15 protein-coding genes are annotated in these 14,636 nt (G+C 66.2%); 9 read left to right on the top strand and 6 right to left on the bottom strand.

Annotation, left to right across the window (positions count from 1 at the left end; all coding sequences use genetic code 11):
* Positions 1 to 4: 4 nt before the first annotated feature.
* Positions 5 to 763, bottom strand: a complete 759-nt coding sequence (locus tag AC07YR_RS00945) for an ABC transporter permease (RefSeq protein WP_055805877.1) — start codon at positions 761 to 763, stop codon at positions 5 to 7.
* Entirely contained in the window at positions 760 to 1,728 is a 969-nt protein-coding gene (locus tag AC07YR_RS00950) for an ABC transporter ATP-binding protein (RefSeq protein WP_436057645.1), read from the bottom strand. The genes AC07YR_RS00945 and AC07YR_RS00950 overlap by 4 nt, the downstream gene beginning before the upstream one ends.
* Positions 1,729 to 1,842: 114 nt before the next feature.
* Between AC07YR_RS00950 and AC07YR_RS00955 the strand changes: the two genes are divergently transcribed.
* Genes AC07YR_RS00955 through AC07YR_RS00980 form a run of 6 tightly spaced genes read left to right on the top strand, consistent with a single transcriptional unit; the run spans position 1,843 to position 6,988 of the window.
* A complete protein-coding gene (locus tag AC07YR_RS00955; protein ID WP_494732803.1) occupies positions 1,843 to 2,712 on the top strand; it encodes a helix-turn-helix transcriptional regulator in 870 nt (289 codons plus the stop codon).
* Positions 2,712 to 4,175 carry a Fe-S cluster assembly protein SufB gene (sufB, locus tag AC07YR_RS00960; RefSeq protein WP_055805870.1) on the top strand — a complete coding sequence of 488 codons (1,464 nt, stop codon included), beginning with the start codon at positions 2,712 to 2,714 and terminating at the stop codon, positions 4,173 to 4,175. The genes AC07YR_RS00955 and sufB overlap by 1 nt, the downstream gene beginning before the upstream one ends.
* Entirely contained in the window at positions 4,175 to 5,425 is a 1,251-nt protein-coding gene (gene sufD, locus AC07YR_RS00965) for a Fe-S cluster assembly protein SufD (protein WP_494732804.1), read from the top strand. The genes sufB and sufD overlap by 1 nt, the downstream gene beginning before the upstream one ends.
* A gap of 19 nt (positions 5,426 to 5,444) precedes the next feature.
* Complete coding sequence (locus AC07YR_RS00970; RefSeq protein WP_436057648.1) at positions 5,445 to 5,801, top strand: non-heme iron oxygenase ferredoxin subunit; 357 nt, start codon at positions 5,445 to 5,447, stop codon at positions 5,799 to 5,801.
* 43 nt (positions 5,802 to 5,844) lie between these two features.
* Positions 5,845 to 6,642 carry a Fe-S cluster assembly ATPase SufC gene (gene sufC / locus AC07YR_RS00975; RefSeq protein WP_028269282.1) on the top strand — a complete coding sequence of 266 codons (798 nt, stop codon included), beginning with the start codon at positions 5,845 to 5,847 and terminating at the stop codon, positions 6,640 to 6,642.
* A 13-nt stretch (positions 6,643 to 6,655) separates the two neighbouring features.
* The gene (locus AC07YR_RS00980) at positions 6,656 to 6,988 is read left to right on the top strand and encodes a metal-sulfur cluster assembly factor (RefSeq protein WP_028269281.1); all 333 of its coding nucleotides are present in this window, start codon (positions 6,656 to 6,658) and stop codon (positions 6,986 to 6,988) included.
* Positions 6,989 to 7,008: 20 nt separating this feature from the next.
* Here AC07YR_RS00980 and ypfJ read toward each other — a convergent pair whose 3' ends face one another.
* Positions 7,009 to 7,893, bottom strand: coding sequence for a KPN_02809 family neutral zinc metallopeptidase (ypfJ, locus tag AC07YR_RS00985; protein WP_494732805.1), 885 nt, complete (start codon positions 7,891 to 7,893; stop codon positions 7,009 to 7,011).
* 60 nt (positions 7,894 to 7,953) lie between these two features.
* Between ypfJ and AC07YR_RS00990 the strand changes: the two genes are divergently transcribed.
* Complete coding sequence (locus AC07YR_RS00990) at positions 7,954 to 9,348, top strand: class I adenylate-forming enzyme family protein (RefSeq protein ID WP_494732806.1); 1,395 nt, start codon at positions 7,954 to 7,956, stop codon at positions 9,346 to 9,348.
* A gap of 16 nt (positions 9,349 to 9,364) precedes the next feature.
* A complete protein-coding gene (locus tag AC07YR_RS00995; protein WP_494733020.1) occupies positions 9,365 to 10,576 on the top strand; it encodes a thiolase family protein in 1,212 nt (403 codons plus the stop codon).
* Between the two features lie 10 nt (positions 10,577 to 10,586).
* Here AC07YR_RS00995 and AC07YR_RS01000 read toward each other — a convergent pair whose 3' ends face one another.
* The 3 genes from AC07YR_RS01000 to AC07YR_RS01010 are packed head-to-tail and all read right to left on the bottom strand — an operon-like array spanning position 10,587 to position 12,701.
* Entirely contained in the window at positions 10,587 to 11,261 is a 675-nt protein-coding gene (locus AC07YR_RS01000) for an energy-coupling factor transporter transmembrane component T family protein (RefSeq protein WP_494732807.1), read from the bottom strand.
* The gene (locus tag AC07YR_RS01005) at positions 11,258 to 12,010 is read right to left on the bottom strand and encodes an energy-coupling factor ABC transporter ATP-binding protein (RefSeq protein ID WP_494732808.1); all 753 of its coding nucleotides are present in this window, start codon (positions 12,008 to 12,010) and stop codon (positions 11,258 to 11,260) included. Before AC07YR_RS01005 ends, AC07YR_RS01000 begins: the two co-directional genes overlap by 4 nt.
* 1 nt (position 12,011) lies before the next feature.
* The gene (locus AC07YR_RS01010; protein WP_494732809.1) at positions 12,012 to 12,701 is read right to left on the bottom strand and encodes a biotin transporter BioY; all 690 of its coding nucleotides are present in this window, start codon (positions 12,699 to 12,701) and stop codon (positions 12,012 to 12,014) included.
* A gap of 327 nt (positions 12,702 to 13,028) precedes the next feature.
* On the opposite strand from AC07YR_RS01010, the gene AC07YR_RS01015 reads away from it, so the two are divergent.
* Positions 13,029 to 14,627, top strand: a complete 1,599-nt coding sequence (locus tag AC07YR_RS01015) for an ABC-F family ATP-binding cassette domain-containing protein (protein ID WP_055805845.1) — start codon at positions 13,029 to 13,031, stop codon at positions 14,625 to 14,627.
* The last annotated feature ends 9 nt before the right edge of the window (positions 14,628 to 14,636 follow it).

Below are 14,636 nucleotides of genomic sequence, written 5' to 3' on the forward strand. Positions count from 1 at the left end.
TTTCTCAATTCCACTTGAACCAACGGATGGCCGCTGCGCCGGCGATAGCCGTCCAAAGCAGCAGGATTAGGGTGGCGCCTCCATTGAAGGTGCCAGCGAGGAAGGCATCCCTCAGGGCCTCGCCCAATGCCCCGGAGGGCAGGAAGTGGACCAGTTCCCGGGCCGGGCCGGGCAGCCGTTCGGCGGGCAGGACGATGCCGCCCAGGGCTCCGAGCAGGATCCACAGGAGGTTGGTGATGGCCAGCGTCGCCTCGGGCCGGACCGTACCCGCGACCAGCAGCCCCAGGGCAGTGAAGGCTGCCGCCCCCAGAACCAGGAGGACCAGCGCCGGGAGCCAGCCCGCCGTCGTCGGCTGCCAGCCGAGCGCAAATGCCACCGCCCCCACTACCAGCACCTGAAGGACCAGGACTGCCAGGACAGCCAGGATCTTGCCGGCGATCAGGCCGGTCCGGCCCAGGGGAGTGGTGGACAGGAAACGCAGCACCCCGTAGCGCCGGTCAAAACCGGTGGAGATGCCCTGGCCGGTGAAGGCGGTGGACATGGCGCACAGCGCGAGGATGCCCGGTACCGCAACGTCGACCCGGGTGCCGCCCAGGCCGTCCAGCAACGGGGTGACGGTCAGCCCCACTAGGGCAAGCAGGGGCAGGACGACTGCAAGGATGAGTTGCTCGCCGTTCCGCAGCATGGTCAGCGCCTCGTACCTGCCCTGCAGCAGAATGCGGCGAAGAAGCGGGGCAGGAGCGCTGCCGAGGACCCGGCTCATCGGATCTCCCTTCCCGAGATATCCAAAAATACGTCTTCCAGGCTCCGCGCCTCCAGGCTCATGGAACCGGGCATAATGCCGTGCGCGGCCCACCAGGCTGTCAGCGCGGCCAGGTCTTGCGGCGTCAGCGCACCGGTGGCGGCGTAGCTCCCGGCCCTGGTTTCGCGAACGTCGACGGCGGCGGGGAGAACGCCCGTGAAGTCCAGTCCGGGCCGAGCCTCGAAAAGCAGTGTCCGGACATGTTCCTGCGCATTATCCGTGCTCAGGTTCCGCATCAGCAGCTGTGCCACTGTTCCTTCGGCCACGTTCCTGCCGGCGTCGATGATGTACACGTAATCAGCCAGGCGCTGGGCGTCGTCCATGAGGTGGGTCGTCAGGATGATTCCCATGCCGGCGTCCCGCAGTTCCGCAATCAGCTCGAAAACAAGCTGGCGCGACTGCGGATCCAGGCCTGCACTCGGTTCGTCCAGGAAGAGGACTTCGGGGTTTCCCACCAGGGCGGCAGCCAGAGCAAGCCGCTGGCGTTGCCCGCCCGAAAGGCGCCGGACGGTGGTCCGGCTGAAGGTGTCAATGCCCAGGCGTCCGATCAGCTCATCGACAGGCCATGGATTCTGGTACATTCCGGCGATATGCTTCAGCAGGGGAATGGGACGGGCCGACGGCGGCAGTCCGCCGTCCTGCAGCATGACACCCACGCGGGAACGGAGTGACGCCCCTGCGGTGTCCGGGTCCTGGCCGAGCAGGGTGACCGCCCCGCCCGACCGCCGCTGCAGGCCCTGCGCACACTCGATGGTGGTGGTCTTGCCGGCACCGTTGGCCCCCAGCAGGGCGGTGACCTGTCCGCGTTCGGCGGCAAGGGAAACGCCGCTGACCACCCGGAGCATCTTGCCGTCAAGGGAGGCCAGCGGGCCAACGTCCTTAATGAGTCCCTTAATGGACAGGACGGGAGAATCGGGAGATCGCACCAAAGCATTCTACGGGATGTAGTAGGCGCACCACCCGACGGGATATGACCGTAGGTCAGCCTCGCCTTACTAGTACGGGGGAGTAAATTACGACATGATTGTGTTGTGTATTCCATGAGCACTCGACTTTCTGCGCCCCGAACCGGGTCTGCCGCGCCAAATGGCGCCGCCGGCTCGTTCCGGCCCGGGAGTTCGTCGCCCACAGTCCGGCAGCCCGCCACGCCGCACACGTTGCCGGCGGACTCGGACGAACGCACCCGCGACCGCGTCCTGAATGCCGTGCTGGAGCACGGGCCGGTCAGCGCAGCAGAACTCGGTGACCTGCTCGGCTTCACTCCCGCAGCCGTGCGCCGCCATCTGGACCACCTCTCACGCAGCGGTGTGATCGAAGTCAAGCGCGTGGCAAAGGCGGGGGCCGGCGCAGGACGCCCGGCGAGGCGCTACGTCCTGAGCACCCAGGGCCAGTCCAGCCTCGGCGACGACTACCTCGACATTGCCGGCCTGGCTCTCCAGCGCCTGGGGGAAATCGCCGGCCCCGACGCCGTCCGCGAGTTCGCAGTCGAGCGGTTTGCCGACATGGAGCGACGCTACGCGCCGGAGATCGAGGCTGCCGGACCGGATATCACCGCACGGGCGCAAGCTCTTTCCACCGCTTTGAGCCGCGACGGGTTCGTCGCCTCCGCGGCCTCCATCGAAGCCAAGGCGCCGCTCCCCGCTGCGCTCTCCAGCGTCCAGCTGTGCCAGGGGCATTGCCCCATCCAACAGCTGGCCACGAAGTTCCCCGTGTTCTGCGACGTCGAAACCGAAGTGTTTTCCCGGCTCGTCGGCGTTGACGTGCGGCGGCTGTCCACACTGGCACGTGGCGGACACGTCTGCACCACCCACATACCTACAGGCCGTCCGGCCGCCAAGGGGCCATCCGGCTCCGGACACACCACGGACAGCCTGGGCGAAGTATCCAACCATCTGCAAGAAAGGCCGTGATGACGGACCAACTATCAGAGAACAAGGTTGCTGAAACTACTGTGATTTCGGAGATTCTGGAGAAGAACCCCGAGCTCCACGGTATCGGCACCTATGAGTACGGCTGGGCCGACAAGAACGATGTCGGAGCCAACGCACGTCGTGGCATCAACGACGAAGTTGTCCGGGACATTTCGGCCAAGAAGAACGAGCCGGAGTGGATGCTGGACCTGCGCCTGAAGGGTCTGAAGTACTTCGACCGCAAGCCCATGCCCACTTGGGGTGCAGACCTCTCCGGCATCGACTTCGACAACATCAAGTACTTCGTGCGCTCCACCGAGAAGCAGGCCGCCACGTGGGAGGACCTCCCCGAGGACATCCGCAACACTTACGAGAAGCTGGGCATCCCGGAAGCTGAGCGCAGCCGCCTGGTTTCTGGCGTGGCAGCACAGTACGAATCCGAAGTTGTGTACCACCAGATCCGCGAGGACCTGGAACAGCAGGGCGTCATCTTCCTGGACACGGACACCGCGCTGCGCGAGCACCCGGAGATCTTCCAGGAGTACTTCGGCACCATCATCCCGGTGGGCGACAACAAGTTCGCCTCGCTGAACACGGCGGTCTGGTCCGGCGGTTCCTTCGTGTACGTCCCCAAGGGCGTCCACGTGGACATCCCGCTGCAGGCCTACTTCCGTATCAACACCGAAAACATGGGCCAGTTCGAGCGTACCCTGATCATCGCCGACGAGGACTCCTACGTCCACTACATCGAAGGCTGCACGGCGCCGATCTACACCTCGGACTCGCTGCACTCCGCCGTGGTGGAAATCATCGTGAAGAAGGGCGCCCGCGTCCGCTACACGACCATCCAGAACTGGTCCACGAACGTGTACAACCTGGTCACCAAGCGCGCCATCTGCGAAGAAGGCGCCACTATGGAATGGATCGATGGCAACATCGGCTCCAAGGTGACCATGAAGTACCCGGCTGTCTACCTTGTGGGCGAGCACGCCAAGGGTGAAACCCTGTCCATTGCGTTCGCCGGCGAAGGCCAGCACCAGGACACGGGCTCGAAGATGGTGCACATCGCACCGAACACCAAGAGCTCCATCATCTCCAAGTCGGTGGCCCGCGGCGGCGGCCGCGCCGCTTACCGCGGCCTGGTCCAGATCCGCGAAGGCGCCAAGCACTCGGCCAACACGGTCCGCTGCGACGCTCTCCTCGTGGACACGATCAGCCGCTCGGACACGTACCCGTACATCGACATCCGCGAAGATGACGTCCAGTTGGGGCACGAGGCAACTGTTTCGCGTGTTTCCGAAGAGCAGCTCTTCTATCTCATGTCCCGCGGCATGCGCGAAGACGAAGCCATGGCGATGATCGTGCGCGGCTTCATCGAGCCGATCGCCCGCGAGCTGCCGATGGAATACGCCCTCGAGCTGAACCGCCTCATTGAACTCCAGATGGAAGGATCCGTCGGTTAATGACTGCCGAAACTGTTACTGAAAAGGCCCGCATCGGGGCGCCTTCCATCGCCGGCTTCACCGAGGAAGGCGAGGGTCTGGTTGCCGCCAAGGTGGACCACGGCCACAATCACGGCGTGACCGTGATGTCTTCCCGCGCCGAACGCCTCACGAGCTTCAATGTCGCCGACTTCCCGCTGCCCACGGGCCGCGAAGAGGAATGGCGCTTCAGCCCGGTCCGCGCGCTGGCCAACCTGCTCTCCGACACCGCGACGGATCTTGATCCCGCTCCGGCCGCCGACTTCACGGTCGAAGCGCCGGAAGGGTATGTTCGCAGCCCGCTGGCTGCCGGGTCCGCACCGCGGGGAACCGTCCTGGTCCCTGCGGACCGTGCCGCCGCCGTCGCCTCCGCCAACACGGAGGAGGCGCTGCACGTCGTCATCCCCGCGGACGCCGAACCGGCCGAGCCGCTCCGCATCCTGGTCCACGGCGCAGGCGCCGGCCACCGCTCCAACGCACACTACGTGCTTGAAGCGGGCGCCAACTCCCGCAGCGTCGTGATCCTGGAGCACACCGGTGCCGCCGACCACAACGGCAACCTGGAAGTCATCGTCGGTGAAGGCGCCAAGCTCACCGTGATCTCCGTGCAGCTCTGGGAAGACGACGCCAAGCACCTCGCGCAGCACGACGCTCAGGTTGGCAAGGATGCTGTGTACAAGCACATCGCCGTGTCCCTGGGCGGATCCATCGTGCGCCTGAACTCCAACGTCCGCTTCTCCGGCGAGGGCGCCGAGGCCGAGCTGCTGGGCCTCTACTTCGCCGACGCCGGACAGCACCTGGAGCACCGGTCCTTCGTCGACCACAACGTGGCCAACTGCAAGTCGAACGTGCTCTACAAGGGCGCCCTGCAGGGCAAGGATGCGCACACCGTATGGGTCGGCGATGTCCTGATCCAGAAGCAGGCCCTGGGAACCGACTCATACGAGAAGAACCAGAACCTGATCCTGACGGACGGGTGCCGCGCGGACTCGGTTCCGAACCTGGAAATCGAGACGGGTCTTATCGAAGGTGCCGGGCACGCAAGCTCCACCGGGCGATTCGACGACGAGCACCTGTTCTACCTCATGGCCCGCGGCATCCCCGAAGATGTTGCCCGCCGTCTGGTAGTTCGCGGGTTCCTCAACGAGATCATCCAGAAGATCAATGTTCCGGCACTCGAAGAACGCCTGACCGACGCTGTCGAGCGCGAGCTCGCCGCGAGCGAAAACTGAAACGGGCAGGCCGGAACGCATGAGTGAACAGCCCAAGGGTGAACTGGTATGCAATGCCAACGACATCCAGGTGAAACAGGCGCTGCGAATCCTGATCGACGACTACCCCGTAGCGGTCGTCAAGGATTCGATGGGCGAAATCCACGCCATCGGCGACACCTGCTCGCACGCGGACATCTCGCTGTCTGAAGGCGAGGTGGAAGGCTGCGCGATCGAGTGCTGGGGCCACGGCTCGCAGTTCGACCTGCGCAACGGCCAGCCGCTTCAACTTCCTGCCTACGATCCCGTGCCCGTCTTCGCCGTCGAGCTTCACGGTGACGACGTCTACGTGGACGTGGCCAATGTTCTGAACGGCGCCACGGTCAACAACTACTGAGCGCCCGGCTTCACAAGACTTACGAACGAAAAGAAAGAAGAGCATGTCAACTCTTGAGATCAAGGACCTGCACGTCAGCATTGAGACCGAGCAGGGCACCAAGGAGATCCTGAAGGGCGTCAGCCTGACCATCAGGACCGGTGAGACGCACGCCATCATGGGCCCCAACGGTTCGGGCAAGTCCACCCTGGCGTCAACCATCGCCGGCCACCCGCGCTACAACGTCACCAGCGGCTCCATCACGCTGGACGGCGAAGACGTTCTGGCCATGTCCGTGGACGAGCGCGCCCGCGCCGGCGTCTTCCTGGCCATGCAGTACCCGGTGGAGGTTCCCGGTGTGAGCATGACCAACTTCCTCCGCACCGCCAAGACCGCCATCGACGGCGAAGCGCCCAAGCTGCGTACCTGGACGAAGGACGTCAAGGCCGCCATGCAGAAGCTGCGGATCGACGCCGACTTCACCCAGCGCAACGTCAACGAAGGCTTCTCCGGCGGCGAAAAGAAGCGGGTGGAGATCCTCCAGCTCGAGCTCTTCAAGCCGAAGTTCGCCGTCTTGGACGAGACCGACTCCGGCCTGGACGTCGACGCGCTGAAGGTCGTCTCCGAAGGCGTCAACCGCGCCCACGCCGAAGGCAACATGGGCACGCTGCTCATCACGCACTACACGCGGATCCTGCGCTACATCAAGCCTGAGTTCGTCCACGTCTTTGTCGACGGCCAGGTAGTCGAAGAAGGCGGCCCGGAACTTGCCGACCGCCTCGAAGAAGAAGGCTACGACCGTTACGCCAAGGGTGCCGGCGCAGCCACCATCTCTGCAGCTGACGCTGCAGTCCAGGGCTAGTTAGGACAACGCCATGACCGAAATCAAAGCGGCCCGTACGGGCCTCGAAGATGTCGAAGAGGCACTGAAGGACGTTATCGACCCCGAGCTCGGCGTCAACATCGTTGACCTCGGGCTGCTGTACGGCCTGAAATACTCGGACGACGACGGCGCCCTCCTGATCGACATGACGCTCACCACGGCGGCGTGCCCGCTCACGGACGTCATCGAGGAGCAGGTGGGCAAGGCCCTCGACGGCGTCGTGGACGAATGGCGGCTGAACTGGGTCTGGATGCCGCCATGGGGTCCGGAGCGGATCACCGAAGACGGACGCGACCAGATGCGGGCCTTGGGTTTCAACATCTAGGCTCCCGTTAGCAACCGCGGTTAAATAACGACGGCGGCACTGAATGTATCGCACTGGTTGATATCGCCGGTCTTGTAGCCCTGGTAGAACCATTTCTGCCGCTGTTCGCTGGACCCGTGGGTCCAGGCCTCCGGCGAAACGCGGCCGGTAGCTGCTTTCTGGATGCGGTCGTCACCAACGGCGGACGCCGCGGAGAGGGCGTCATTCAGGTCCTGCTGGGTCAGCGGCTCAAGAAACGGCTGCCCGGTCTTGGGGTCCTGCTGGGTGGTGGCGTGGCGGACCCAGAGTCCGGCATAGCAGTCAGCCTGCAGCTCGACGCGGACGGCGCCCGATTCGGGACCCTGCGGATCCTGCTGGGCCCGGTCAAGGTTGCCCAGGATGTTCTGGACGTGGTGGCCGAACTCGTGCGCCACAACATACTCCTGGGCCAGCGGTCCGCCGGAGGATCCGAAGCGGTCCACCAGGTCTTGGAAGAAACCGGGATCGAAGTAGGCGGTGGTGTCAGCCGGGCAGTAGAACGGGCCCACCTCGGAAGTTGCACCGCCGCAGCCGGTATTGGTGGCCTGGCTGAAGATCACCGTAGTGGGACGCGGATATTCGGTGTTGTACTGGGCAAGGTACGCCGGCCAAAAAGCGTTGAGGCTGTTTACCGTCCCGGTGATGCGGCAGTCGAGCCGGGCGTCCGCGTCGGCGCCGGACTCGCAGGCCGGTGCACTTCCGGTGCTCTGCGGCTCCTGAACCGTCCCGGCCAGGCCTTCCAGCAGTTGGGGGTTGATCCCAAACAGTGCGGCCAGCAGCAGGATGATTCCGCCGCCGATGCCGCCGCCGATCTTGGTTCCGCGGCCCATGCCGCGGCGGTCCTGGACCTGCGACGGATCCAGTTGGACATTGTCATTGAAACTCATAATGTCACAATAGCCGGACGGGCCCGGCCCGGACCCGTGGACGCCGGTAAAGTTGATCCGATGCCATTCCTCAACAGACTCCAACGCTGGGCCGATGACCGCCCCGACGACACCGCCGTCGTCGTGGCCGGCCGGTACCTCAGCTGGGCCGCCCTGCGGGACGCCGCCGCGGCGCAGGCGGCGGACACCGGCAAGGTGACCGTGCTGGCTCAGGCGAACTCGGTCGACTTCGCCGTGTCGTTCGCCGCCGCGGTGGCCGGCGACCGGCAATGTGCCGTCCTCGACCCCACCTGGCCCACGCAGCTGCAGGCCGAGATCGCGGGGCGGCTGCACACAGAGCCCGGCAATCCGTCGTCGGCTGCGCTCCGGGACGGCAGCCCGGATTCCGTGTTCCTGATCGGCCTGACGTCGGGCACCACTTCGGTTCCCAAGGCGTTCACCCGCTCAAGGCGCTCGTGGCAGCTCTCGTTTGACGCGTCCATCGAGTTCTTCGGACTCACCCCACAGGACAAGACGCTCGCCCCGGGGCCTCTGGCGGCCAGCCTCAACCTGTATGCACTGTCCGAGTGCCTCTATGCGGGCTCGGAATTCCACACGCTGGAATCCTTCGACGTGGGCGATGTGCACGCCGCCATCACGCATGACGGCATCACCCGGCTGGTCCTGGTCCCCACCATGCTCCGGCTGCTTAGTGAGCGCGGGCTTGCCGGCTGCGTGGATGCGTCCGGCATTACGTCCATCATCTGCGCGGGGTCCAAGCTGGATGCCCGGACCCTGGAGGCCGCGCGCCGCTGGGCACCCAGGGCAACCATCTTCGAGTACTACGGCGCCTCCGAGCTGAGCTTCGTTTCCGGGGTTGCGCTGCGCTCCGGGGCTCCGCTGGACGCGGGAGGAACCGGAATCGGGAAGCCCTTCCCCGGCGTCGAAGTCCGGATCATGGACGACGACGGCGCCCCGCTTCCCGACGGCACGGACGGCAATATCTGCGTGCGCAGCGGAATGGTCAGCAACGGCTACCTCTGGGGCGACGACGGTCAGGCGCTGCGCTGTTTCGACGGCTGGTACACGGTGGGGGACCAGGGGTACCTGCAGGATGGCGAGCTTCACATCCTGGGCCGCCGCGCGGACATGATCATCACGGCGGGCAAGAACGTCTACCCGCATGAGGTGGAACTGGCCCTCGCGTCCGTCCCCGGCGTGGCGGCCGCCGTTGCCTCAGGCATGCAGGACGATGTCCGCGGCCAACGCGTCGTGGCAGGGGTGGTCCCCTCCCACGGGGGCATCACGGCAACCCAGCTGAAAGCCGGCCTTGATGACGTCCTGCCCAGGGACAAGCGGCCGTTGCAGTATTTCGCCCTGACTGAGCTGCCTGTGACGGACCGGGGGAAAGTCAGCAGGCAACTGCTGCTGGACTGGATTGAACGCGGCGATACACGGGTCCGCCGCCTTGGCTGAGCCGGCCGCCGCGCAGATGCTCCCCGACCAGCTGCCGCCCGACCGCCAGCCGGTGGTCATCGCGGCGCTGCGGACTCCAATCCGCAGGGTCAACGGAGCGTTCAAGGAACTCAGGGCCCATGAACTCCTGGCCCCCGTGCTTCGCGGCCTCCTTGACCGGACGGGCCTGCCTGCAGGCGCAGTGACGGACGTCGTGATCGGCAACGCGGTGGGAGGCGGCGGCAACGTTGCGCGCCTGGCTGCCCTGGAGGCCGGCCTGCCCGTCAGCGTACCGGGCGTCACCGTGGACCGGCAGTGCGGCTCCGGCCTCGACGCCATTGTGCTCGCCGCGCGGCTGGTGGCGGCCGGAGGCGGCGGCGCCTACCTTGCGGGCGGGGTCGAAAGCATCAGTACTGCTCCGCTCCGCGCGAACAAGGCCGCCGACGGCAGCCCCGAGTTCTTCCGCCGGGCGCAGTTCGTGCCCCTCAGTTATGGCGATCCGGACATGGGCGCCGCAGCGGACAACGTGGCCGCTGTTTACGGCATCAGCCGCGACCGCCAGGACCGGTTTGCCTTGGAAAGCCACCGGCGCGCGCTGGCGGCAGCAGCGGCCCGGAGCTTCACCGGCGAGACGGTTCCGCTGCAGGCTGCGTCCGGAACCGTGGCGTCCGACGACGGTCCGCGGGCACGCCTGACGGCTGCCCTGATGTCCCGGTTCCCGCCTGTCTTCGCCGAGGACGGCACCGTCACCGCCGGCAACTCCTGTTTCGACGCGGACGCCGCGTCCGCCGTCGTCATTACTTCCCTGCAGCGTGCACGGGAACTGGGGGCGGCGGACGGGCTCCTCGTACTGGGCACCGATACCGCGGGCGTGGACCCCCGCGTTCTGGGAATGGGAGCCGCCGCGGCGGCCGGGCGCCTGTTGGCGCAGTACGGTGTCACGGCCGCGGAAATTGAACTGGTGGAGTTCAATGAGGCCTTCGCGTCCCAGACCCTCGCGTGCCTGGATGCCCTCGGTATCGACCCGGAACGGGCCAACCTCGACGGCGGTGCGCTGGCACTGGGGCATGCGTACGGGGCGTCGGGCGCCGTTCTGGTCACGCGGCTCCTGGCTCAGGCCCGAAAGACATCACCGTCCGCGGGCGGCAGGGCCGGCCCGCTGGCTCTGGCCATGATCAGCATTGCCGGGGGGATGGGCACCGCTGCCCTGTTCTGGTACGAACGGCTGGACGGGACCCGCGGCCATTAAGCCGGCCCGGCTAGCCCCGCCCGGCGCCGTCCTGCATCTCGTTGTCATTCATGTCGTCGTCCTCCGTGCCGGGCTCACCAAGGCCCCGGGCCGCAAGTGCGTCGCCCGTCTGTCGCGCATAGGCCACCGTGGTGATGAAGACGGGCAGCACCAGTGCCCGGGGGTTGCGTTCAAGTCCGCGGGCACGGGCTGAATCCCTGACGTCCGAGTAGGCTCCGGCGATGAACGGAATGCTGCGGAGCATGATCGCAATGGTCAGCGCGAACCGTTCGGGGTCCGCGCCAAAGCGTCGGAACGGGACCGCCAGGGAGACGACGCCGTCGAGCAGGCGTTGCATCGGAGTGGTGGCAGTCAGTATGGACGCGGCAACCACGCAGACCAGGACATTCAGGACGATCCGCGCAGCAACCGGACCGCCCAGTTGCCACCACTGGAACAATCCGATGGCCGCCAGTACCGGCAGGATGGGCCTGACGGCCTTGAACAGGCGGGCCGGGCCGGCACCGCTGGCGAGGAACACAATGCACATCAGGGCCAGCACTCCCGTGGCAACCACCCAGTCCACCACCAGGAACGACGCCATGCCGCAACCAACCACCGAGAGGAACTTCAGCCAGAGCGGTGCCCGGTGGACCAGTGACGTACCCGGAACGTAGTTGACCAGCAGGAATCCGTGGCCGCTCACGTGGACTCCGGATGGTGCGGCCAGGACGCGGCGCCCACCGGCGGGAGGCCGGCGGCGGACAGTGCCCGGTAATGTTCGACGGCGGCGTCCGCACCGCCGTCGAACACCACCTGTCCTGAGTCCACCACCAGGACGCGGTCCATGTCCCGGGCGAGCTCAAGGTCGTGGGTGGACATCACGATCTGTTGGCTGAGGCCCGCAATGGTCCGGCGGAGGAGTTCACGGTTCCGGAGGTCCAGGAGGGTGGACGGCTCGTCCAGCACCAGGACCGAGGGCCCCACGGCCAGAACGGCGGCGAGTGCCATCAGTTGCCGTTCGCCGCCCGAAAGCTCGTAGATGCTCTGGTCGGCCAGGGCCAACAGCCCGAAGCGGTTAAGGATCGCCGCGGCGGCGTCCCGGCGTTCCCTCGGGTTCCGGACGGAACGCCGCAGGGAGAGTTCCACGTCTTCCCGGCCGGTGGGCATCACCAGCTGGGAGAGCGGGTCCGTGAACACGAAACCAACTTTCCGGCGCACGGCCCGGACCGACCTGACGGTATCGTCGCCGTCAACCGTCACCGTTCCGTGGCTCGGCGCGACCAGTCCGTTCAGGAGCCGCAGGAGGGTGGACTTCCCTGACCCGTTCGCGCCGATCACTCCGATCCGCTGTTCGGTGAGGTTCAGCGAGATTCCGTGCAGCAGTGTCTTCGGCTCGGGATGTCCGTCCACCGCTACCCGAACGTCGACTTCGTCCAGAAGAATGCTGCCCATGCTAGTTGCCGGCCTGGCCCTCTCGGGTGGCGACCGCCCCGTTGTTCCGGACACCGGCACGGCGGATCAGGAGATCGGGGAACGCCTTGTGCAGGGCGAGTGCGACCGTGACGGCAAGGACGTTCTTGATGATGTCGCCGGGGTAGTAGGCGAGGTCTAGGAGGAAGGCCTTGGAAAGGTCCAGCTTGCCGTTGACCATCATGCCCAGCACGCCCAGGCTGTGGACGAGCACGATGCTGGTGGCCATGGCCGCGGCGAAGAGGAACAGGCCACGGTACTTCACGGTGCGGCGGAGGACGATGGTGGTCAGCCAGCCGACGGCCAGGGCGGCGAGCGGGAAGGCGATGATGTAGCCGGCCGAGGGGCCGGCGAGGATCCCCAGTCCGCTCCGGCCGCCGCTGAAGATCGGCAGTCCGGCGAGCCCCAGCAGGGTGTAGAGGCCGACGGCGGCGAACGCCCGCCCGGGGCCAAGCGCCATACCCGTCAGCATCACCGCGAGGGTCTGCAAGGTGATGGGCACGCCGAGGCCGCCCACGGGAATGGCGGCGATGAGTGCGGAGCCGGCCACGAGGGCGGCAAAAACGGCGATGAGGCCTAGATCCGTGGCGTTCCAGCGGTTCCGGGCCGATTGGGCGCCTGGTTCATGGCTGGTGGCCGGCTGGTTGGTGACGGCCTTGTCAGTGTGGGTCATGGGGAAGTCCTGTCGGTCAGTGCAAGTGCGATGCAACGGGGAGGGGCAACTGCCTGCGGGCAGCCTTTTCCCCTCAATTCCGACGATACGTCTCCGGCCGCAACCCTTTTTTGTAGGGGATCCACTAACGGAAGGCGCTGACTCTGGACGGGGTGGCCAACGCAGCCGTGCGGCGGGTGCCGGGGCGGGGTACACCCTGCGGGTCTTCCAGGACGTGCGGTGCCGGTAGACTGGTAAAGGCCGTTCTCTCGGCCACACTGCCCCGGCCCCGCCCAGACTCCATCCGCTGTGCCGTGGCGTTCCCTGTTGTGAAAGGCCTTAGCTGCATTGATTACCGTCCAGGATCTCGAATTGCGCGCCGGCGCCCGCCTCCTCATGGATCAGGTGAGCTTCCGGATCGACAAGGGAGACAAGATCGGCCTTGTGGGCCGTAACGGTGCAGGCAAGACCACGCTCACCCGCGTCCTGGCCGGCGAGGGACTGCCCGCCGGCGGCAAGGTCACCCGCAGCGGCGAGATCGGCTACCTTCCCCAGGACCCCCGCACGCCGGACATGGAACAGCTCGCCCGGGACCGGATCCTTTCCGTCCGGGGCCTGGACGTTGCCGTAGGCAAGCTTCGCCTGGCCCATGAGGAGATGGCAAGCGAGGACGCAGCCGTCCAGCGCAAGGCCATGAACCGTTATGACCGGCTGGAATCGGAATTCCTGGCTGCCGGCGGTTACGCGGCCGAGGCCGAGGCGGCAGCGATCTGCTCGAACCTGGCGCTGCCGGACCGCCTGCTGAACCAGCCCCTGAAGACACTCTCCGGTGGACAGCGTCGCCGTGTGGAGCTCGCCCGCATCCTCTACTCGGATGCCGAGACCATGCTCCTCGATGAACCGACCAACCACCTCGATGCGGACTCCATCGCCTGGCTCCGCGACTTCCTGAAGAACCACCAGGGCGGTCTGATCGTGATCAGCCACGACACGGAACTGCTCGAAGCAACTGTTAACAAGGTGTTCCTGCTGGACGCCAACCGCGCGCAGATCGACTTCTACAACATGGACTGGAAGCGCTACCTCCAGCAGCGCGAAACGGACGAACGCGCCCGCAAGCGGGAACGCGCCAACGCCGAAAAGAAGGCCCAGGTCCTGTTCGACCAGGCCAACAAAATGCGGGCGAAGGCCACCAAGGCCGTTGCCGCGCAGAACATGGCCAAGCGCGCCGAACGCCTGCTCAGTGGGCTGGAGGCTGTTCGCGAAAACGACCGCGTGGCTGCCCTGCGCTTCCCGGATCCCTCGCCCTGCGGCAAGACCCCGCTCACTGCGGACGGCCTCAGCAAGTCCTACGGATCGCTGGAAATCTTCACCGACGTGGACCTGGCCATCGACCGCGGCTCCAAGGTGGTCATCCTGGGCCTCAACGGCGCCGGCAAGACCACCCTGCTGCGGATGCTGGCCGGCGTCGACAAGCCTGACACCGGCGAAGTGATCGCCGGGCACGGGCTGAAGGTGGGTTACTACGCCCAGGAACACGAGACGCTCGACGTCGACCGCACTGTCCTGCAGAACATGCGGTCCTCCGCACCGGACATGAATGATGCTGAGGTGCGCGGCATCCTTGGTTCGTTCCTGTTTTCCGGTGACGACGTCGACAAGCCTGCCGGCGTGCTCTCCGGCGGCGAGAAGACCCGCCTGGCCTTGGCAACCATCGTGGCGTCAAGCGCGAATGTGCTGCTCCTCGATGAACCCACCAACAACCTGGACCCCGCCAGCCGCTCCGAGATCCTGGGCGCCTTGCGTAACTACACCGGCGCCGTCGTCCTGGTCAGCCACGATGAAGGTGCCGTCGAAGCGCTGAACCCCGAACGCGTTGTCCTGCTGCCCGACGGCGTCGAGGACCACTGGAACGAAGACTACCTGGACCTCATTACGCTGGCTTAGCCTGCGTTC

The organism is Arthrobacter sp. GW460-12-1-14-TSB2, from assembly GCF_059423525.1.